Here is a 25,295-nt window from a genome sequence, read left to right on the forward strand (position 1 = left end):
ACTAATACTATCTCCATTTATCTCACCACTTTCATCATCTCCACCATCAAATCTATTTGATACAGTAAGTTTTGAGATAAATGTATCATCATATTTAGAACCTATGGCATTTTCAATACCATACAATTCATCAGTTCCTTCACCTGTTGCTTTATTATTAACAAAATCAACTACTACAGAGTTTGTTGCATTTTCATAAGTTACAGTATCATTTGTTCCTGAATCTTCAGTTTGTGAAAAACCACCATAAATATAGTCATTATTTGCTCCACCACTTAAAGTATCATCTCCAAAACCACCATAAATATAATCTACACCATCTTCTCCAAAAATAGTATCATTATCATTTGAAGTTTGAGTATCATTAGAGTCTATATTATCTCCATATATAGTATCACCTTCTGTTCCACCATATATCTCATCAGCTCCAAGTCCACCTCTTAATTCATCTACTCCAGCTTCTCCATTTATATAATCGTCATTATCTCCACCATCAATAAAGTCAACACCACTTCCACCTTTAATAATATCATTTCCTGCTTCTCCATAAAGTGAATCTTCTCCAACTCCTGTTCCACCTAAAATAGAGTCATTTCCTGCTCCACCATAAATAGTATCATTATCTTCTCCACCATCTAAAAGTTCATAATCAGTAGAAGACAATGCATTATCTGTATTATCTGAACCATAAATAATATCATCACCAGCTTCACCTTTTATAGTATCAGTTCCGCCCTCTCCTTTTAGGATATTTTTAGAACTATCTCCTATAATTTTATCTTCATTTTGAGTACCTGTAATATTCTCAATATTTAAAACATTATCATCTCTTACTACAACATTAGAAGAGTCTTTTAAAAGTAAATCTTGTGAACTTAAATTTACATCTACATAATAGTTTGTTACCTTACTAAAATCTACTGTATCTCCAACACTTGTATTATTTCCACCATTAATAGTATCAATTTCATTACTTGATGAAGCATCTTTTACAAAGAAAGTATCATCTCCATCTCCACCTTGAAGATTATTACTATCACTATTTCCAGTAAATGTATCATCTCCACTTGTACCAATAACATTTTCTATATTTATTAAAGTATCGCTACCTTGTGCTACATTTGCAACTGTTACTGCTACATTATCTTTATTTGTATTACTTAAATCAACTACAATTTTATCACTACTATTTGTAAGCTTAGAGTAATCAACAGTATCATTTTCATCATTGATATTTTCTATACCTGAATCTAAATCTTTTCCACCATCAAAAGTATTTGACTCAGTATTGTTTCCTTTAAATGTATCTGCATAAGAAGAGCCTATTACATGTTCAATATCAACTAAAGTATCAACACCTTGTCCTCCACCCACAGTTTGTGCAGTTCCATCAATACCTAAATCAACATTAACACCAGAAGTTGCATTATTATAATAGACTGTATCTCCTAGATTATCTACTCCACCATCTATATAGTCATCTCCAGCTCCACCTTCAATAATATCATCACCAGCTTCACCTTTTAAAGTATTTTTATCACTATTTCCTGTTATTGTATCATTCCCTGCTGTACCTGTGATATTCTCAATAGATGTTAAACTATCATTTGCAGTAACAACTAAATCATCTGTTATTTGAACACTATTTGTTTCTAAATTTGCAACTATTTTATCATCACTATCTAATAAACGTTTTGAGTAATCAACAGTATCTCCACCTAAACTATCAGTTATTCCTCCATCAAAACTATTATTTGCATTCTCATTTGAGTAGAATATATCATTATAAGCACTTCCAATAACATTTTCAATATCTGTTAAAGTATCATTTCCTTGTTCTACACTTATATTTTGTGAAATACCATTTAAACCTAAATCTACACTAACTGATGAGTTAGCTTTTGAGTATGAAACAGTATCCCCTTTACTACTATTTATTCCACCATCTAAAAGGTCATCTCCTCTTCCACCTTCTAAAGTATCATCACCTGCTTCACCTATTAAAGTATTGTTTTTACTATTTCCTGTTATTGTGTCATCTACTTGTGTACCAATAACATTTTCTATATTTACAATTGAGTCATTATTTGCATTTTTAACAAATACAGTAGATACTGTAAAATCTTCTGCTAAAGATACTTCAATAGAGTTTGATGTAAGTTTTGAATAATCAATTGTATCACTATCTTCTCCACCATCAATTGTATCACTTCCATCATCTGCACTTGTAGCTACAAAAGTATCATTTCCAGCTTCACCTTTTAAGTTATCATCTCCACCTTTTCCTTCTAACTTATCAGCTCCACTATCTCCTTCAAAAAAGTTTGTTTCACTATTTCCAATTATTGTATCATCATTAGTTGTACCATTAATATTTACAATTGAATATACTTTATCTGTTGATTCTAAATTTGTAAAACCATCACTTGTTAAATTACTATTTGATTTTAATACTTCTGAGTATATGTTTCCATCACTATCTGTTTTAGTTTGGCTTAAATCAACATATATTCTTTTCTCTTCTTCATAGTCAATTTTATTATATTCTCCAGCTTCAATAGTATGAGTACCATTTGTATCTAAACTACCTCCATAAAAAGTATCACTACCTTTTGTTGAGAAAAACTTATCATTTCCATTACCACCAATAAAAGTATCATTACTATTAGAACCTGTTAAACTATCAGCAAAATTAGAACCTTCTAGAATTTCAATACCACTTAAATCATCTTGAAAATCAAATCCATCTTGACTTACTTCAACAGCATCTCTTAAATCAACAACTATACCTTTTAACGCGTCTGAGTAATCAACCTTATCTTGTCCTTCTCCTCCAATAATAGTATCATTTCCTGCATTACCTTTTAAAGTATCATCTCCTAATGACCCATTTAAGATATTATTTTGTGCATCTCCACTAATAATATCATTACCTTTAGAGCCTATAATATTTTCAATATTTTTAACATAATCAGTTGTTCCATCATTTACATTTACAGTAGCATAATCACTATTTAAAGAATCAGTTGCACTTAAATCAACTTCAATATTTTTTGAAGAATCAAAAGCAGAATAGTCTAAAGTATCTGCATTACCATCTTCTTGACCTTCTCCTCCATCATAATAATCATTTCCATCATTTCCAGAAACAAAATCATCTAAATTTTTGTCATAAATTCCAGCAATAAAAGTATCATTCCCCTCATTTCCAAATAAAGTATCATCACCAGCATCTCCTGCTAATGTATCATCACCTTTTTTACCTTCAAGTCTGTTTTTACCCTCATCACCTATGATTTTATCATCATAAATAGTTCCTACAATATTTTCAATGTTTGCTAATTTATCTTGTTCTGTATCTAAGTATGCAGTTGCATAAGAGCCATCTGTTTTTTTAAGATTAATATCTAAATTTGTAGTCTTTGAAGAGTAATCAATAGTATCACCAAATATTTCATCTGTTTCTCCACCATCAATTATATCATTCCCTGCTCCACCACTTAAATTATCATCTCCTGCTTGACCATATAACTCATCATCTCCTAAACCACCAAGTAAAGTATCATTTCCACTTCCACCAAATAGTTTATCATCTTCATAATCACCATCCAAAATATCATCTCCAGCATTACCCCATAAACTATTTTTAAAAGCATCACCAGTTAATCTATCATCTCCAGATCCACCTTTAATATTTTCAATATTTACAACACTATCAGTAAATGTTGTGCTTCCATTAGTAACAGTAGCAGTTGTTGCTGTTGAAGTATCTAAGTCTAAATTTAGACTTTCAGAAGAGTTTAAACTACTATAATCAACTGTATCAGAAGAGCCATCTTCTCCATCAATAGTATCTTCTCCATCATTTATACCTAAAATAAAAGTATCATTTCCACTTCCACCAAAAAGATTATCAACGCCACCTTTACCTTCTAAAGTATCATTTCCTGCTAAACCTTTTATTGTATTATTATTATCATCACCTATTAAAATATCTTCTTGAGATGATAAATCTGTACCAATAATATTTGTAAAGTTTTTTATAGTATCGCTATGTTTACTTGTAGTAGCACTTGAATTACTTAAATCTACACTAACAGCTTCATTAAGACTTTCAAAAGAAAGAGTATTTATTCCCTCACCACCATCTAAATAGTCACTTCCAGCTCCACCATCAATAGTATCATCACCTTTTAAACCTAAAATAGAGTTATCTTCACTATTTCCTATAATAGTATCTGCTTTACTATTTATATCAGAACCTTTAATATTCTCTATTTGACTTAAAGTATCAACTTCATCATTTACACCAAAGCCTGTCACACCATCAGTATCAATATAAACTCTATTTTCTGAATTTAAATCTGTATAGATATTATTTAAAGAGTAGCTATAATCTACCCAATCTCCACCATTTAAACCAACAGTATGTGCTCCTCCAATTATCTGGTCATTACCAGCTCCACCAATAAAAGTATCATCACCTGCTTCACCTTTTAATTGGTTAGCTTCACTGCTTCCAATAATAGTATCATTACCATTTGTTCCTATTATATTTTCAATATTTGAAATAGTATCAGTTTGTTCAGTAGTTAAATCTTGTTTTATATTTGCACTATTATTTAAAACTCCTGCAATATCGCTATTACTTAAATTAACTTCTAAATGATATGAAGAGTCATCAATCGCACTATAATCAATAGTATCTTTATCATCACTACTTTCAGTTCCTGTTGTTTCAAAACCATTTATTACATCATTTCCATCCAATAAAGATGCAATAAAAGTATCATCTCCACTTCCTCCATATAAAGTATCTAAATCAGAAGAACCATCAATAACATCATCACCTGCTTGTCCATAAATAGTATCATTTCCAGCTAAGCCTTCAATTGTATCATCTAATAAACCTGCATGAATAATATTAGCATTACTATTTCCTGTTAAATTATCACTATTTTTTGAACCAAGTATATTATCAAAACCTTGAATTAAATCATTACCATCATTTGTATTTTGTTTTGATGTAGTATTTGTTAAATCAACAGTTACTCCTGTTGTAGAGTTTTCAAAACTAATTGTATCATTTCCAGCTCCACCAATTAAAGTATTATCCTCTTCATTACCTTCAATTGTATCATCACCACTTGAGCCAATTACATTTTCAATACTATATAGTTTATCAGTTGAAGTTGTTCCATTATAGTTTTCATTAGCAATACCATTACTTATACCTCTTAAATTTACATTTACATTTGAAGCATCTTCATAAGTTACTGTATCTGTTCCGCCATCTCCATAAATATCATCTGCACCACTTCCTCCATTTAAAAGGTCATTTCCTTCTCCACCTCTTAAATCATCTGCACCAGCTTGTCCATAAATTGTATCTTGACCTAAATTTCCAGTGATTTTATTTGAGTTAGAACTACCTACAAAAGTATCATCTTGTTTTGAACCAATTATATTTTCAAACTCTTCAATAGTATCAACACTTCCATCACCTGTTGATTGAGTTGCATTTAATACATTTGAATCAATTGTTTTATCATCTGTTCCAATATTTGCACTTATATTTGATGTGGCATTTTCAAAGCTAATTGTATCAACTCCATCTTTACCATTTAGTATATTATTGTTACTATCTCCTTGAATTGTATCATTTCCAGTTGTTCCAATTACATTTTCAATATTTTTAATAGTATGCTCTTCAGAAGAGCTAATAATAGTAGCTTTTGAGTTTGTTGAACCATTTAATCTAATATTAACACCACTATTTATATTGCTATAATCAAGAGTGTCAATATCTTCTTGTCCATCAATAATATCCCCTGTTAACTCACTTTGCTCACTATGGATTTTAAAAGTATCATCTCCACTTCCACCATATAATCTATCAGCACCAGCTCCACCAATAATCTCATCATTACCACTTCCACCATCAATATAATCATCTCCAGCTTCACCACTTAAAGTATCATTGCCTTGCATACCCAATAAAGTATTCTTATTTTCATCACCTGTGATTTCATCTTTAACAGTAGAACCTGTGATATTTTCAATATCTTTTAATGTGTCTGTTTCACTACTTCCAATAGTTGCTGTTGCTTCACCTAAAGTTAAATCAACATTTACACTCTCATTTCTATTTTCATAACTTACAGTATCACCAACTAAACTATTTGTTCCCCCATCTAAATAGTCATTTCCAATACCACCTAAAAGAGTATCATCACCACTTTGTCCATAAAGTGAATCATTAGCACCTTCACCTCTTAAAATATCATTTGAATTTCCACCTTTAAAAGTATCAGCGTTATCTCCACCAGTAAAATCATCTTCATAGTTACTTCCATGAACTTCTTCAATACCTTTTAAAACATCTTCATTATTACTATTTGCTACTTTTGTTACTAAATACTCATCAGCATTTGCATTAACTACAACTTTTTTTGTCTCTTTTTCATAACTTACAATATCAATAGAGTTATCATCTCCACCAATTAAAGTATCACTACCTTTAGAGCTATAAAAAGTATCTGCTCCATTTAAACCTTCAATACTATTTGATAAATCATTTCCTCTTAAAGTATCATCATTACTTCCACCTTTAAGATTTTCAATATTGAATAAACTATCTGAAGTATTATTTGTATTTGTAGTCATATCCACTTCAACAGAGTTTGAATATGCTTCATAGCTTATTGTATCTACTCCTGCTTTTCCATCAATTACATTTGATGTTGTATCATTTCCTTTCATAATAAAAACATCATCTTGATTTGAACCATCAAAGTCTTCAATATTTTTAACAGTATCAATATTAGAAGAAGAGACACTAACAGTTTGTACAGCTTGTGATAAATCAACTGTAATACCTGTATTACTTACATTTGAATAATCAGCTTTATCACTTTCATTTCCTACTCCACCATCAAATACATTATTTACACTATTTCCAATAAAAGTGTCATTTCCTGCTGTACCAATTGCATTTTCAATATTTTTCAAAGTATCACTAGGTTTTGTTCCACCACTTATTACTGTTGCTATTTCATTTGATAAATCAACTACAACTTTATCATTATTTAAATCAGTCAATTTTGAATAATCAACAGTATCAATAGCTCCTGCACCATCAAAAATATTTGCATTATCTATATTTCCAATAAAAGTATCATCAAAATTTGAACCAAGAATATTCTCTATATTTTTTAAAGTATCTGTACCAACACCTGCTCCACTTGCAGTATTTGTCGCACTATGTAAATCTACTACTACATCTCCTGTTGCATCTGAGTAGTCTGCTGTATCACTATTTTCTCCACCATCAAGGAAATCATCTCCACCTCTTCCTTGTAAAGTATCATCTCCTTTTGAACCTAAAAGTGAGTTTTTATTTGCATCTGCTCTTAATATATCGTTATTAATACCACCTGTTATATTTTCAATATTTAAAATAGTATCATCAACATTATTTACACCACTTTGTAAATCAACATGAACTGAACTTGTATAATTTTCATAAGAGATAGTATCCCCTTTACCACTAACCGTAGTATCGTGAGAACCTCCATCAACTCTATTTATCTCATTTTCATTTGACATTATAATAGTATCATCACTACTAGAACCAACAACATTTTCAATAGAAGAGATTGTATCAGTTCCTATATCATTTCCAAAAGCACTATTATTTTGTAAATCAACTACTACTTTATCATTTGAATTAGCAAAATTAATAGTATCACTACCACCTTCTCCACTAAAACTATTATTTAAACTATTACCCACAAAAGTATCATTTGCATTTGTACCAATAACATTTTCTATATTTGTAATAGTATCTTTTACAAAAGTAGTTCCATTTGTCATGATTGCACTATTTGCATCAATATTTGCTACTTCGTTATTGCTTAAATTAACTTCTAAGTGATAAGAGGTTTGTGAAGCTTGTGTATAATCAATAGTATCTCCAATATTACTATTACTTCCTCCATTTATTACATCTTCTCCGTCATTTTGTAAAGCAATAAAGGTATCATCTCCACCTTGTCCATAAAGTTCATCATTTCCAGCAGCACCAATTATTTTATCATCACCAGCTCCACCATCTATATAATCATCTCCACCTTGTCCATCAATAGTATCATTACCTAAATTTCCAAAGATTGTATTATTATTATCATCAGCTTTTATTATATCTTTGTAAATACTACCATTAATATTTTCTATGCCTTCTAATCTATCTTTTGCTCCAAAACCATCATTATATACGTTATAACCATTTGTATCTGGTGTAGTTAAATCAACTTCAATACCTATTCCTGCATTTAAAGAAGAGTAATCTACTGTATCACTATCTTTTGTTATATTTAAATTGCTATTTCCAGTAACACTCTCTTGTGTTTTAATATGTAAAGTTTCACCTTCAACTTTTACAGATGTATTATTAGAACTTGCAACACTATTTGCTTCAAAGATTTTTACTAATTCATCTAAAACCTCAGCTTTTGTTTTTAAAGCACTTGTATTATCAAAACTAATAGTTTGTCCGTTTACTTCAAAACTAATAATAGAAGTAAGAACTGCTATTGTAAGAGCATATCCACTGCCACCTCTTAAAACATCATTTCCTGCGTTTCCTATTAAAGTATCATCTCCGGCTCCACCTTCTAAAGTATTATTTGAAGTATTTCCTATAATAGTATCATTTCCATATCCACCAGCAAGATTTTCAATATTTTTGATTATCAAATCTCCATCACCAGTTGATTGTATTGCATCTGTTTTTGATAAATCAACAGTAATGTCTTTTGCAGTATATTCAAAACTTACAAAATCAGCATCACCTTCCCCACCGTCAATATAATCATATCCAGAAGAAGCTCCTCCTCCTAAAAGTGTATCATTTCCTTTATTACCAACTAAACTATTTGCTTGAGTATTACCTGTTAAAGTATCATTCTTTTCTCCCCCAATTACACCCTCAATACCATAAAAAGTATCTGTACCTTGAGAAGAACTAATATAGTGTGCACCATCAGAGATATCAATTACTAAATCTTCATTTTTTTCACTTGAATAATCTACTGTATCAACTTCACCATTTTCATTTGTATAAGATGATGTTCCATCTCCATCACCTGCTAAAATATCATCGCCTGCACCACCTGATAAAATATCACTTCCAGTTCCACCTAAAAGTATATCATCTCCTGTTTCTCCACTTAAAGTATCATTTCCCACTCTTCCTTCAAGTGAATTATCTGCACTATCACCTTTTATAGTATCATCATGGCTTGTACCAATAACATTCTCTATATTTTTTACTTGATGATGAAAATTATCACTTCCAACTTTTACATAAGAGGTGCTATTATCATTTAAATCTAAAGAGATAGATTCATTTAATAAACTATAATCTAAACTATCTTTTCCTCTTGAATTATCAGCTTCATCTCCTCCATCAATAACATCATTTTTTCCATCATTAGAGTTAGCTGAAAACTTAAAAGTATCATCTCCTGCTTGACCGTATAATTCATCAGCACCTAAAGCACCTTCAATCGTATCATCTCCACTTCCAGCAAAAACAACATCATCTCCACCTGCACTATTTATAGTATCATTTCCATCTAAACTATAAATAGTATTTGCATCATTATTTCCTAAAATAGAATCATTTAGATTAGTTGTTTTAATATTTTCAATATCTACTAAAGTATCACTTCCTGCACTACTATGTACATTTTGTGCATTTGCATTATCTAAACTTACAACCACACCTGTATGAGAACTTGAAGGATTAGTATTATTTGTAGTAATAGAGCTATAATCAACTAAATCTTGATTATCTCCTCCATGAAAAAGGTCATCTCCTTGCGCTGTAATAAAAGTATCATTTCCAGCTTCACCATATAAAGAGTTATTTCCACCTTGAGCACTTAAGATATCATCATCACTACCTGCTTTAAAAGTATCATTTGAAGTTCCACCTATTAATGTATCTTTATAGTTACTTCCATGTACCTCTTCAATATTTGTTAAAGAATCAAGCCCTCCACTTTGTTTAATTACATCATAACCATTTACATTAGAACTTAAAGTAATAGAAGAGCTACTATTTTCATAGCTCATTATATCTTTTGAAGTTTGTGTTCCTCCATCTATTGTATCATTGTTAGAGCTTGAATAAATAGTATCATTACCCCCATTACCATATAAAGTATTAGCTTGACTATCTCCTGTTATTGTATCATCGTTTTTACTTCCTTGAACATTCTCAATTGAAGTTAAACTATCAATATCTGAAGTTGCAATATTACTACTTGTATTAACAGTAGAGCTGCTATTTGACAAATCAACTACTACTTTTGAAGAACCACTATTTAAATATGAAAAATCAACAGTATCATTTCCTAAACCACCATCTAAAGTATCAGCACCACCTGCTCCACTTAAAGTATCATCTCCTAAAAGACCTTTTATAGTATTTGAGTTATTATCTCCTGTTATTGTATCGTTTCCACTGTTTGAACCAGTGATATTTTCAATTCCATATAAAGTATCTTTATCATCACTTCCATCATTTTCAAAAGTACTGTTATTGTTACTATCAATAGTAACTGTTGCACCTTCACTTAAATTTACTACAATTTTATTTTCATTTGAGTAATCAACTGTATCAAAGCCTTCATCACCTCTTAATACATCATTTCCAGCTTCACCATAAAGTGTATCATCTCCTTTATTTCCATATAAAGTATCATCACCACTTCCACCATATAAAGTATCTTTTAAAGCTTCTTCATTTGTTGTTTCTACTGTTGCATCATCAAATCCACCATAAATAGTATCATCACCACTTCCACCTGAGATTCTATCTGCTCCATTTGCTCCAACAAACTTATTATTTACATTATCATCTATATCACCAATAATATTATCAGCATAATTTGAACCAATGATATTTTCTATTCCATATAAAGTATCTACATTATTATAACCATCATTAGTTACTCTACCAATATTTAGTGTAGTGTCATCTTCTGATGCAACATTCATATCAACGCTAATTTGCCCAGAAGCATCCAAATATGTTACTGTATCATTTTCATTATCATCATTTGCTACTACTTTATTGTTTACTATTGTTGCTTTTCCACCAATAAAAGTATCATCTCCATCTTTACTGGCAAATAAATCATTACCTTCTCTACCAATTAGTGTATTTTCACTATCATTACCAAATAAAGTATCATCTTTAGCTCCACCTTCAAGATTCTCTACTGTATTAATTTTTATATGTCCAGCTCCAACAGTATCTTGAACTTCACTATTTGCTAAATCAATTACAACTTTTTGTCCCAAAGCATCAATATAACTATAACTTACAAAATCTTCACTTCCAGCACCACCTTCAATATAATCGAAGTTTAAAGCATCACCAGCGCCACCTCCTAGAAGTGTATCATTTCCTTCTCCACCAATTAAAGTATTAACCCCAGAAGTTCCTCTTAAAGTATCATCTCCACTTCCTCCAATTGCACCCTCAATAGAGATAAACTCATCACTTCCTTGACTAGCACTTATTACTTTTGAACCTTGTGAATTTAAATCTATATCTAAATCCTCAGTGGCATTTGAATAATCAGCTGTATCTACTCCTTCTCCACCATTTAAAATATCATCATTGGCTCCACCTCTTAAAGTATCATTTCCTTTTCCACCAATTAAATTATCATCCCCTGCTAATCCAATTAAAATATCATTTGAATCTCTTCCTTCTAAGGTATTATTTGAAGCATTACCAATCAAACTATCTTCATGGCTTGAACCTATAACATTTTCAATATCAATTAATGTATCATTTCCTTGTTCTGCACTAATATTTTGAGCAACCCCATCTAAGCCAAGATTTACATTTACTGAACTTTGTGCTGTTTCATAAGATACAGTATCCCCTTTAGAGTTATTATCTCCTCCATTTAGGATATCATTTCCTGCTGCACCTTCTAAAATATCATCTCCAGCATTTCCTAATAAAGTATTATCTTTACTATCTCCAATAATTTTATCATCACCTTGAGTACCAGAAACATTCTCTATATTTTTTATCTTATCATTTGAAGCATTTGATACTACTACATCAACTTGTGTAGAACCATCTAAACTAACATCAATTGAGTGAGTATTATCTAAATTTGAGTAATCAACAGTATCACTATTTTCTCCACCATCAATAGTATCAACACCATCATCACCACTTTCTAAAATACCATCATTATTACTATCAATTCCTGCTATAAAAGTATCATTACCTTTATTACCATTTAAAACATCATCACCTAATAAACCTTTTAAAGTATCATCACCATCATTTGCTATAAAAGTATCATTTGTATTTGAACCACTTAATCTATCACTATTATTTGATGCTTTAATTATCTCTATATCAATTAGTTTATCTTTATCTCCAAAGCCATCATTTATTACTTGAAAGCCATCACTATTTGTATCATTTAAATCAACAATAATCCCAGAAGTTGAAGAAGTATAATCAGCAATATCTTGTGTTCCATCACCACCATTTAAAATATCATTTCCAGCTTCACCACTTAAAATATCATCATTTGATGAACCAAAAAGAGAGTTATTTAAAATATTTCCACTAATTGTATCTTTGGCATTTGATCCTATAACATTTTCTATATTTACTAAGGTATCATTTTGAGTAGAGTCTTTAAATACATCTTGTGAGCTTGTATTTGATAAATTTACATTTATAGCTTTATTACCACTATAATCAACTGTATCAATATCTTCTCCACCATCAAGCAAATTATCTCCAGTAGAAGCTTTTAATGTATCATTTCCACTTCCACCATATAAAGTATCATCTCCTACTCTTCCATCTAAAGTATCATCTCCACCTTGTCCATTTAAAATATTTTTATCACTATTTCCACTTATCTTATCATTTTGAGCTGTTCCTATAACATTTTCAACTTCTGATATAGTATCAAATTGTGTTCCATCTTTAAAAATATCCTGTGCACTAAGGTTTGATAAATCAACATCTATAGCTTTATCTACATCATAAGCAACTGTATCAGAACCTATACCTCCAATAACTCTATTTTGTCCCAAACCTGCATAAAGAGTATCATCTCCACTTCCACCATCTAAAGTATCATTTCCAGTATTACCATATAAAATATCATCATCTTCTTGACCTAAAAGAGTATCATTTCCACTTCCACCACTTATAGTATCATTTCCAGCTTGTCCCTCAAACTTATTATCTATATTATCATCACTATCTCCAGTGATTTTATCATCATTTTTTGTACCAATAATATTTTCTATATCTACTAATGTATCTCTTCCATTATCTCCATCAATAGTTACTAAACCTTCATTTCGTGAAGAGTCATCCCCTAAGTTCATATCAACATTAATTCCACTTGTACCTGATACAATTGAGTAATCAGCTGTATCTGTATAGTGTTTATACTCTGAAGAAACATTTGAACTAGAAGAAAAAGTCTCATTAGTTTCTAAGTAAATATTTGTGCCATCATGCATGATTTTACCAATATTTGTAGCCATAGAATCACTATTGAAACTTGTTACTAAACCATCTAAAATTTCAGCTAGACTTGTTGTTGCACTTGCAATAAAACTTACAGTTACTCCTGCAATATTCAAAGTAAATGTGCCATTATTTTGTGGTGTAATTGTTAATTTATAAGCATTTGTTCCGCCATCTAAAGTATCATTTTTACCTTTTCCTATTAAAGTATCATTTCCTGCTCCACCAGTTAAAGTATTTACCTCATCATTACCAATAATAGTATCATTTCCTGCTCCACCATCAAGATTTTCAACATTCTTAATAATAATTTTACCCTCAGATGTATTTTGCTCTACATCATTTAAAGATAAATCAATAGTTATATCATTTGAAGTAAAAGCAAAACTTGCAAAATCCTCACCTAGTCCACCATCTATATAATCAACTCCACTATTAGCACCAGAACCAAGTAAAGTATCATTACCATCATTACCAACTAAAGTATTAGCTTCTGTAGTACCTTTTAAAGTATCATCACCACTTCCACCAATTGCACCTTCAATAGATATAAATGTATCACTTCCTTGACTAACACTAATTGATTTTGAGCCTTGAGAGTTTAAATCTATATTTAAATCTTCTGTTGCATCAGAGTAATCTGCAGTATCAACTCCATCTCCTCCATCTAAGATATCATCTCCCAAGCCACCTTTTAAAGTATCATCTCCATCTTGTGCAAGTAAAGTATCATCTCCTTGTAAACCTACTAGAACATCATCTCCAGCTTTACCTTCTAATTTATTATTTTTACTATTTCCAGTAATACTATCATCAAACTTTGTACCAATAACATTTTCTACATTTTGTACTCTATCAACACCAACAAAAGTTCCGCCAACTTGGTCATCTACTCTATTATTTGATAAGTCTGCATTTATACCTTTATCGTTTCCTAAAATTGAGTCTAAATAACTATAATCAACCGTATCAATATCTTCTCCACCGTCAATATAGTCATTTCCTTCTCCACCAACTAAAGTATCATTTCCAACTCTTCCAAGAAGTGTATCATCCCCTTGTTTTCCATCTAAAGTATCATCTCCACTATTACCATCAAGAATATTCTTATTACTATCTGCAATGATAGTATCATCATTTGAACCACCAATTACATTCTCAATTGAAGATAGAGTGTCTTTTTTTACTCCATTTATATTTAAATCTACTTGATTATTCTCATTTAAAGTAACATCAATTTTTCCAGTTTCTAAACTATAATCAACTGTATCACTTCCTTCTTGTCCATAATAAACATCATTTCCATTACCTGCAATAATCAAATCATCACCTGAACCAGCAAATACAGTATCATCATTGGCTTTTGCTTCAAGAGTATCATCTCCACTATTTCCATAAATAGTATTTGCCAAGTTATTACCTACAATAGTATCATCAACAGTAGAGCCTTTTACATTCTCTATATTTCTAATAATATCTTGTTCTAAGCCTACTGTAGCAGTTGTTTGTGTTCCATTATCACCTAATGTTAATTTTACAGAACTATTTTCTAAAGAGTAATCAACTAAATCAATATCTTCTCCACCATCTAAAATATCACTTCCACTTCCACCTAAAAGTGTATCATTTCCACTTCCACCATCAAGAAAATCGTTTCCTAAGCCACCATATAAAGTATCATCATCTTCTTTACCTAAAAGTGTATCGTCTCCACTATCTCCATATAAAGTATCATCATCTAAGCCACCATCAATATAATCTTTTCCTTGAGCACCTCTTACTAAATCACTTCCTTGATTTGCTAAAATTGTATTATTTGAAGAGTTCCCATTAAAAGTATCATTTCCACTTCCACCAAAAATATTTTCAACATTTAAAACAGTCAAATTCCCATATCCAGAAGATTGTTTATCTGTTTTTGTTAAGTCTAAAGTTACTGTATCACTTACACCTTCAAAACTTATCCAATCATCAGAACCACTTTGTCCATCTACATAATCATCTCCACCACCTGTTAAGATAGTATCATTTCCAAGTCCACCAAAAATAGAGTTATCTTGGCTATTACCTTTTAGTGTATCTGCATAGTCTGTTCCAATTAAGTTTTCAATATTTCTTAAAGTATCATTTCCAGAAGCTTTTGTATCTTGAGATGTAGTTTTAGATAAATCTACACTAATAGAGCTTTGTTCATCACTATAATCAGCATAATCATCATCACCTGCTCCACCATCTAAAATATCATCGCCTGCTCCACCACTTAAAGTATCATTTTCTGTTCCACCATCTAAGTAATCATCTCCAGCATTACCAATTAAAGTATCATTATTAATTCCACCTTTTAGTGTATTATTATCATCATTACCAATAATAGTATCACTACCTCTTGAACCTGTGGCATTCTCAACATTTTTAATTTGAGTATAGCCTTCACCTAAGATATATTCTTCTTTAAGATTTATTGTATGAGCAACACTTGAATTTGATGCATCAATAGTATCACCTTTACTATTATGTGTTCCCCCATCAATTACATCATCATTTGAACTAACATAAATAGTATCATCACCTGCTAATGCACTTATAGTGTTTTTTGAAGCATTCCCTGTTATAGTATCATCATAATTAGAGCCTATTACATTTTCAATAGATTTTAATTCATCTGCTCCATCAATTCCTGTAGCAGTTCCATAAATACCATCTTCAAAATCTTGGTCTAAAGTAACTACAACACCTTGATTATCTACATTATTTATAGCATCTTCATAACTTACAGTATCACTTCCAACTCCACCTTCAATAAAGTCATTTCCTACATTTCCTGCAAGAGTATCATTTCCTGATCCACCATTAATAGTATCATTTCCTGCTCCACCACTAATAGTATCATAGCCTTTGTTACCATTTAAAATATTCTGTTTATCATCACCAATAATAATATCAATATCTTGTGTTCCATTTACATTTTCAATATTTGAAATAGTATCATTTCCATCACCTGTAATAGTTCCATTTACTAAATCTGCAATAATTCCCTCAGGATTAACACTATCAATATGAGAAAAATCTATTGTATCACTACCCTCTCCAGCATCTATAGTATCATCACCTAATCCAGAAACTATAAAATCATTTCCTGTTCCTGATTCAATAGTATCATCTCCTGCATAAGCAGTAATTGTGTCTTCTCCACTATTTCCATAAATAGTATCATCATTATTTCCAGCATAAATAGTATCATTTGAAATACCACCATTTATAGTGTTTTTTAAAGTTGTTGAACCATAAAGTTTTGTATCATTAATATTTGAACTAATAACAAAACCTGTTTGTTCTGATTGTCCATCAATTAAATCAATATTATCATTATCAATCTCTTGATATTTATACTCACTTGAATCACTTTCATCATTTATCTTTTTTAAGTTTACTCCAACAGTTAAATCAAATTCATGAGTAGTTTCACTAGGTGGTTCTATATCTGGTCTTATTTCTGGATCAATATTATTTATATCAAATACAGTTTGTGCTTTTATATTCAAAGCAAAATCTTTATCAACATCTGTATTCATAGTCATAATAATATTTATATTTCCCTGTGCATCTACAGTAAAACCTTCTATTTCATCTGTATCAGGGTTATCTCTTTGTATTAACCAACTATTACCAGACTGAGTAGCATTATGTACTTTAAAGCCATCAGGTAAATCATCTGAACTTATCCAAACTTTTTGAATTTTAAAACCTGCACCTTGAGTAGGATTTAAAGTGATAGTTCTTGAAGTATATCCATCACCAAAATAGTCTGGATTATCAGAGTTTATTAAAACACTATCATAATTATTAATTCCAGTATTTTTATAAGACATTTCTTCTTGATTTGTTTGCTTAACTATTTCAGAAGGATTTGCAGAAATATTACTATTTGGATAAATATTTTCATAATATGAACCACCACCACCATCTACAGTTAATACTCTGCTAGCATCTGCTCCCGTTCCTTGAATAGATTCACTTTGCGTTTGTAAAACGTGTTTCATATCTAAAGAAAATTCAAACTTTAAAGGAGGTGCATCATTAACTTCATCTTCTTTTTCAGGAGTTCCATCATCAGCAGGTGGCTCAGCAATAACAGGAGGTTCTGTTTCTTCTGGAATTTCAGGTGGAATTTCTACATCTAAAGGCTCTTCAAACTCAGTATCAAACTCATTTTCATCTAGTTCAACTTCAGTAATTATTACAGGTGGAGCACTATTTGTATTTTTCTCAGTAACATCTTCAAGTTCTTTTACTTCTTCAGCAGAACTAGGTACAACATCAACATCTTCATTAGCTAAAACTGCTTCCAATGGCAAATTATTTATTTCATCAATTTCAGATAAAATAGTACTTAAAGTTAAATCTTTCCCACCAATAGTAAAGCTTGGAGGAGTATCATTATAACCCATTAAGGCCATTGATACAAAAGTATAAACTCCTCCATCAGGAAACTCTAAAATTATATCTCCCCCAATAAGCTTATATTTTGCATCTTCTAAATTAAAACCTACTGACTGAAAATCAATCTTATCTCCAGGTCTTACATAAACTGCAATATTTTCACCACTTTGTGGTTTTCCTGTAATTTGTACTTTTTTATCTAAATATTTAACAAGCTCATTACTTTTTGCCATTTTTCTACCTTAAATGTCACTTTAGTGTTATTAGTACTTATTATATCTAATTTTAGTGTATATCTATATCATTTATACGTTTTTTTTATTATTTAATATGTAGTTAAACATAATATAAAATTATTTTAAGTTATTTTTACTTATTAAAGCCATTTTGAGAAGTTTATGTTAAGGTAAATAATATTATGTTTAATAACATATACTAGTTTAAAATGATTATTTTTTATGTTTTTTTTATAAAAATATTCTTAAATAGAAAATTAATATTTATTAATCTCTTTTTGTAAATCATTTTTTATTTTTTTAAAAACTTTAGAGTAGTTTTTTGTTTCATCTTGTCTATATAGTTTCAAGCTACTATACCAAGGACTAATACTTGTATCAATCATCCATCTAAAATCTGGAACAAAAGGTAAGACTAACCAAGTTTTTTTATTTAATGCTCCACATAAATGAGCAAGACTACTATCAATAGATATAATTAAATTCATTCTTTCTACAATTTGTGCAGTATCATTAAAATTAGATATAAAATTACTATAATCAAAAACATTATCATAATCAGAAAAGTTCTCTTTTTCATTTAGTTGAAGTGAATAAAAAGCAATATTTGGAAACTCTTTGAAAAGTTGTTTAAAATATCTTATATTAACAGAACGATTTTTATCATTTTTATGTTCTTTATTTCCTTGCCATACAAAGGCTATATGGTAGTTAAATTCTTTATTTAAAACCTCTTTTTTTATTATCAATGGTTTCAAATATGGTTCATTTATAATTAAATTATTTACTCTAATATCAAAAACTTTTGCTAAGGTAATAAGTGAACAAAAATAATCTACATTTTCAAGAGTTGTGTTATTTGATACAAACTTTACTTGTTCAAAAGAGTTTTCAAACACTATTTTTAACTCTTCTTTAACTGCACAATAGACTTTTTTGGCACCTTTTTGTAAGAGTAATGAAAGAAATCTAATAAACTGTATGTTATCTCCAAAACCTTGTTCTTGTTGAATCAAAATACTTTTATTAGTTAAGTCCTCACCATCATAAGTAGGTATACCATATGATATCTTCTTTAATTCATTTTTTGCTTCCCATCTATACTCATACTCTTCAAAACCCCTTTTATAATCTCCATAAAGTAAAAGAATATTTGATTTTGCAAAATGAGCATCTGCATAATCTGGTTTTAACTCTATTGCTTTTTCATAACAAAAAAGTGCATCACTATATTTTCCTAAATTTAAGTATGCTATTCCTAAAGAATAATAAGCTTTATAATGTGTGTTATCTAAAAATATTACTTTTTTAAAGCCTTTTATGGCTTCATTGAATCTATCTAAATTATATAAAGTATTTGAATAATTAAAAATTACATCAATATCATTAGGATTTAATAAGGCTGCTTTTTTATAAGTTTGTAAAGCTAATTCGTAGTTTTCTAATCTTTTATAACAAACTCCAAGATTAACAAATGCACTTAAATAATCACTTCTAAAAGTTATAGCTTTATTAAAAGATTCAATTGCTTCTTTTAAAATATTTAATTGTAAATATGCAACACCTAGATTAAAATATGTAATTGGTGCTAAATTATTTAATATTAATGCTTTTTTATAATAACTTATACTTTTTTCAAAGCTCTTTTCTAAAAAAAGAATATTTGCATAGTTCACATATAAAATTTCTAATTCTTTTTTTTCTAACCCTATTTTATTTTTTAAAATTTCTTCATAAATATTTTTTGCTTTATTTAACTCTTTATTTTCATGATAAAAAATTGCACTTTTTAATTGCTTATTCAATTACTCACCTATATTACTATTTAAAAAACTATTTTTAGAAACAATTATATATTTCTTTTGTAATGTTGTTTCTACTTTTTCTGAAATTACTTTTAATTTTCCATATGAGATTTTAGCCATATCTTCATCTTGCCACAAAATTAAAATAAAAGTAATAGTTTTTTTGTCATAAGCAATCAAATCAATAACATTTCCATTATTATCCCACCAACTTCCAATATTAGTTGGTTCATATCCTAATGTTTCTCTTTTGTTATTATTAATATACTCTTTTATATATTTTTTATAACTACTTTGAACTGTTTTACTCATAAAATCTTCTTGAATTTTTTTTGTTATAAAATTCAAATTCTCTTTTTGAATAGCAGCTTTATTTGGATAAATATAATAAAACCAAAAATTTAAAGCATTGTCTTCTATTAGATATCTTCCAAATTTAGTACTTTTTTCATCAGAGTTTATAGGTATTTGCTTTATTATAATCATCATATCTAGTAACTTTTGAATATATCTTGTAAGATAAGTTGACTTTACATTTAAAAAAGTAGCTATGTCTCCTATTTTTGTTTTTCCAAGAGAGATTGCATATAGTATTGAGCAGTATGTTCCAATATCTTGTATTTCAGCTTTTAATATATCAATACCCAAATTTGATAAATATGAATTTGATGATAAAAATATTGCATAAATATTTTCTGCTAAATTCATGTTTTTATTATAATATTTCAAATACTTAGGAGAAGTACCTAATAAAGTATATAAACACAATTGGTCAACTTTTGATAGATTTTTGACAATATTGTTTATAGTGTTAAATTTTAAACTACTTAAATAAAGCATTGATGAAATCTTTTCTAAACTTTGAATATACTCTTCTTTAAATATAATAGAACTAGTGACAATAAAATAAATATTTTTTTTGCTTAATCTTTTTTTCCAATATAAAATCAATGCATCTAATGCATTTTTATCTACCTTTAAAATATTTTGAAAATCTTCAAAAACAATTATCAATTTTTCTTCTATTTCTTGTTTTGATAAAAGTAGTAAAACATCTTCAAAAGTAGTGAATTTTTGGTTGCTGTTGTAAATACCAAAGTGATTTATTATTTCATCTGCTATTACTGAAAAAAATAGATTACTACTCATATCATTTAAGGAAATAAAAATAGAGTTTTTATTTTTTAAAAAATGAGTAACTAAAGCTGTTTTCCCTATATATTTTCGTCCAAAAATAAACTGCAACTTTGAGCTTGGCACAGCATAATTTTTTTCAAGTTCATTAATTTGAGTATTTCTATTTAACAACATTTAAACTCTTTTTCTTTAAATTTACATATTATACTTAAAAATTTATTAGTTTCAAAATATACATTTATGACTATCTAGTGACTATTTTTGAGTAAAAAAGTCACATTTGTGTTTTTTTAAAAATTTCTTTTTCCTTAAAAAAAATTATTAATATAAATTATATAATATGCAAACTTACCATATTATAGTTACTCTGGGATTTATTATTATTTATTTTTATTAAAAAACAGTAAAATTACATTTTTTTAGTTAAATTATATTTTAATATTTTAAAGTTAAGATTACTTAAGACTTATTATTAGGAATGGGAATGAATGCATTAAAACATATTAAAATCTTGTATGTAGATGACAAGAAAGACAAAGAAGAGTATGTTGTTTCTGAATTGAAATCTTATTGTAACAATTTTATTGAAACAAATTGTTGTGAAAATGCGATTAAGATTTACAAAGAAGAAAAACCAGAAATCATTATTTATAATGTATCTTTTCAAAAGACTTCACAAAAAAGTTTTATAGAAGAGATAAGAAGTGTAAACAAAAAAGCACAAGTAATAGTAACAACTGACAATTTAGATAAAAAAATGCTTTATGAAGCAGTTAGGTTACATTTAATTAAGTATTTGATTTATCCATTTAATTTAAATACTTTACTAAACTCTTTAAAAGATTGCATTAGAACTATTGATTCAAATAGTTCTAATATTATTAAATTATCAGAAACATTGACATATGATAAATTTAATAAAACTTTATTAAAAAATGAAGAGTTAATCTCTTTATCTTCTAAAGAAGTTAAGTTTTTTGATCTATTAATAAAAAACAAAGATAGAGCTGTAAGTTATGAAGAATTTAATCAAATCATTTGGGAAGGTGATATGACTAAAGATGCTTTACGTTCTATTGTAAAAGACTTAAGAAGAAAAATTGATAAGTCAATTATAAAAAATGTTTCAGGTATTGGTTATAGAGTAGAGCTTTAAGCTCTACTCTATTGGCTTTGGAACACCTAAATAAAATCCTTGAGAAAAATCTATTCCCATATCTGTAACAATTTCATGTATCTCTTGAGAATGTACAAACTCTGCAACAGTTTTAATATTTAACTTCTTAGCAAATGTAACTATAAGTTCTGTAACTATTTTTGCATTCAAATCTTGATTTATATACTTAATCATTGAACCATCAATTTTTACAATATCTACATTTAACTTCATCAAATATTCAAAGTTTGAGTATCCTGTTCCAAAATCATCAATTGCAATTTTACACCCATAACTTTTTAGTTTTTCTATAAAATCACAAATTTCTTGATAATTTTCTATTCCCTCTTCTTCAACTATTTCTACTATAAGTCTTTGTGCAGCATTTCTATTTTCTTCAAGTTTCTCTTTTAAAAATTCTATTGTTGGCTTATGTAAAATATCTTCTAAACTTAGATTTATTGAAAACTCCACATCTTTATTAGCAAAATAATCAAAAGCTTTTTTGATAACTTTTTGTGTTAATTCATTATATAATTTAGATTTTTTTGCAACATTTAAGAACTTAAAAGGAGAGATAATTGTTCCATCTTCATCTATCATTCTTACTAAACACTCGTATTTCTCAACCTTTTGTGTTTCATTTGAAATGATAGCTTGAATAAAAATAACTATTCTATCTTCATTTAATGCTTTTTTTAATTTCTGTGTCCAATTAATATTTTCTATTAGATTACTTTTTATTTCTCTATTTTCATCAAATATTATAATATCTTTATTTTCAATTTTTGCATGATTTTTTGCCATTTCTGCATTTATAAAGTAATTCTTCTCAGCTGAAATTCCAGCTACTAAATTAACTTCTAAGATATTTTCCTCAATTTCAAATTTAATTTGCTTAATACTATGTATAATGTTTTCACATTGGATTTTAAACTCTTTTAATGTGATAATATTTTTATTAACTAAAATAGCAAACTCATCTCCTTGAAGTTTGTAAAGAAAAAGATTATTATTTTTTAATAAACTTCGAAGTTTTTGTGCAACACTTAATAATAACTTATCCCCTACTTCAAAACCATAATACTCATTGACTTCTTTAAATCTTAAAATATTAAATACACTTAAAATCAAGCAATCTTTTAACTCTAAATCTTCTAAAAGTTTTTGCCTATTTGGAAGATTAGTAAGTATATCAGTTGTTTGTAATTTAATTCTTTTTTCTTGATTAATCAAATCGCTAATATCATATCTTATTGCAATAAACTCTTTAATATTACTATCCATATCTAAAATAGGTACAATTGTAGATTTAACATAATAAGTCTTACCTTTTTTTGTTTTATTCTTTAAAACACCTTTCCATACTCTTTTATTTAAGATAGTTTCCCAAAGATCTTTGTATACCTCTTTTTTTGTATCTGGATGTCTAACTAAATTATGTTTTGATCCAATTAATTCTTCTTTTGTAAAACCTGAAATATTACAAAACTTATCATTTGCAAAAGTGATTACACCAAATTCATCTGTTTTAGAAACAATTGCACTAGCATCCACTGCTTTTTTATACTCATTTAATAGTGATAAATTAATAAGTACTTCTTTATTTTTTGATTCTAGTTCATGTTCATTTTGAAGTTTTAATTCAATCATTTTATTAGCATATATTGCTAACTCTTTAAACTCATAAAACTTTATATTTTTAGTTTGTATTTTTTCATTTGTTATATTTGCTCTTTTAAAAAAATCTATAAAAACAGAAAATGATTTATCCATTTCTTTTGAAATTTTTCTAAATGTGAAATAAATAAAAACCAATAAAAAAATAAAAATACATAAAGAGTAAAAAAGTCTATAAAAGGTTTTTTCTTGAAGAGTTTGTTTCTCTTTTTCTAAAAGCTTATGCATAGTATCTAAATATGCACCTGTACCAATAATCCATCCCCATTTTTCAAACTTTTTTATATATGTAAGCTTATCTGTAAAGTCAATTGAGTTAGGTCTATTCCAAGAGTATGTTAAAAAAGTTTCATCTTTACTTCCAAGAGCGTTCATCAAGCTTTCAATTACTTGCTTCTCTTTTGAATTTTTTATTAATGAAAGTTGTTTTCCTTCATACTTACTATACTTATGAGCTAAAATATTTCCTTTTAAATCGAAAATAAAAATATAGCCATCATTTGCATATGTGATTTTTCTAATTCTATCCAATGCCTCTTTTTTTAACTCTTTTTCTATTCTTGATATATAATCTGCTGCTACAATAATTAGATTGTATGGTTCAAATACTTTTAAATAGCCTGTTTTTCTATCTTCTTTTTTATTTATGGGATCCAAGAATCTCCAATTTACATAACCTTCATTTTTCTTCTTTGCAACGTTTATGATTGTATCAAGTATCTTTTTACCATTTAAATCTTTATACTCTTTTAATTTATAGTTATTTTCATACTCTTTATTTATACCATGCATTATTGTTTTACCATCATAACTATAAATTGAATAATAACCATAACCATCATAAAACCTAATATTTCGCAAGCTATTTTTAATTAGTTCTAAAATCTCTTCTTTTGTTTTTGTATCTTTGTATTTTTCATATAAACTTTTAGCTAGACTATAAGCTTCATATGTTCTTTCTTTTACATTTTCACTAATTACTTTTTCTTTTTTATTGTAGTTATACTCTATTAAAGCTATAGCTCTTTGAACTTCTAATTTTAAATTTTGTTTTTGTTTTTTTACAAATTCTTTTTCTAATCTAATAGAATTATCTTGATAAAGACTGTATTCATAACTTACATCAAAAACCTCAATAACAACTATTGAAAAAATTGATATACAAAAAACTATATAAAATATTATTTTAGACAACTTATATCGCATAATTTTCCTTATTTAAATTATTACATTCTAACAAAATA

The 25,295-nt window shown here is 28.4% G+C and carries 5 protein-coding genes (1 of these 5 running past the window's edge); 1 reads left to right on the plus strand and 4 read right to left on the minus strand.

The window, feature by feature from the left end; all coding sequences use genetic code 11:
* The 3 genes from AMRN_RS07940 to AMRN_RS07950 form a co-directional block, all read right to left on the minus strand.
* Positions 1-18,270: the 5' portion of a beta strand repeat-containing protein gene (locus tag AMRN_RS07940; RefSeq protein WP_099311181.1), read on the minus strand. The gene continues 14,160 nt to the left of window position 1, outside the view; the window shows 18,270 of its 32,430 coding nt (coding positions 1-18,270); its start codon is at positions 18,268-18,270; its stop codon lies off the left edge, out of view.
* Positions 18,271-18,530: 260 nt separating this feature from the next.
* The gene (locus AMRN_RS07945; protein WP_099311182.1) at positions 18,531-20,078 is read right to left on the minus strand and encodes a tetratricopeptide repeat protein; all 1,548 of its coding nucleotides are present in this window, start codon (positions 20,076-20,078) and stop codon (positions 18,531-18,533) included.
* Positions 20,079-21,389: an ATP-binding protein gene (locus AMRN_RS07950; protein ID WP_099311183.1), complete on the minus strand. Its 1,311-nt coding sequence runs from the start codon at positions 21,387-21,389 to the stop codon at positions 20,079-20,081. It lies immediately after the preceding gene.
* 310 nt (positions 21,390-21,699) lie between these two features.
* Between AMRN_RS07950 and AMRN_RS07955 the strand changes: the two genes are divergently transcribed.
* Positions 21,700-22,371, plus strand: coding sequence for a winged helix-turn-helix domain-containing protein (locus tag AMRN_RS07955; RefSeq protein ID WP_165375177.1), 672 nt, complete (start codon positions 21,700-21,702; stop codon positions 22,369-22,371).
* Between the two features lie 3 nt (positions 22,372-22,374).
* Here AMRN_RS07955 and AMRN_RS07960 read toward each other — a convergent pair whose 3' ends face one another.
* Complete coding sequence (locus tag AMRN_RS07960; protein WP_099311185.1) at positions 22,375-25,257, minus strand: cache domain-containing protein; 2,883 nt, start codon at positions 25,255-25,257, stop codon at positions 22,375-22,377.
* Positions 25,258-25,295 lie beyond the last annotated feature (38 nt).

Origin of the sequence: Malaciobacter marinus (genome assembly GCF_003544855.1) — a bacterium.
GTDB lineage: Bacteria > Campylobacterota > Campylobacteria > Campylobacterales > Arcobacteraceae > Malaciobacter > Malaciobacter marinus.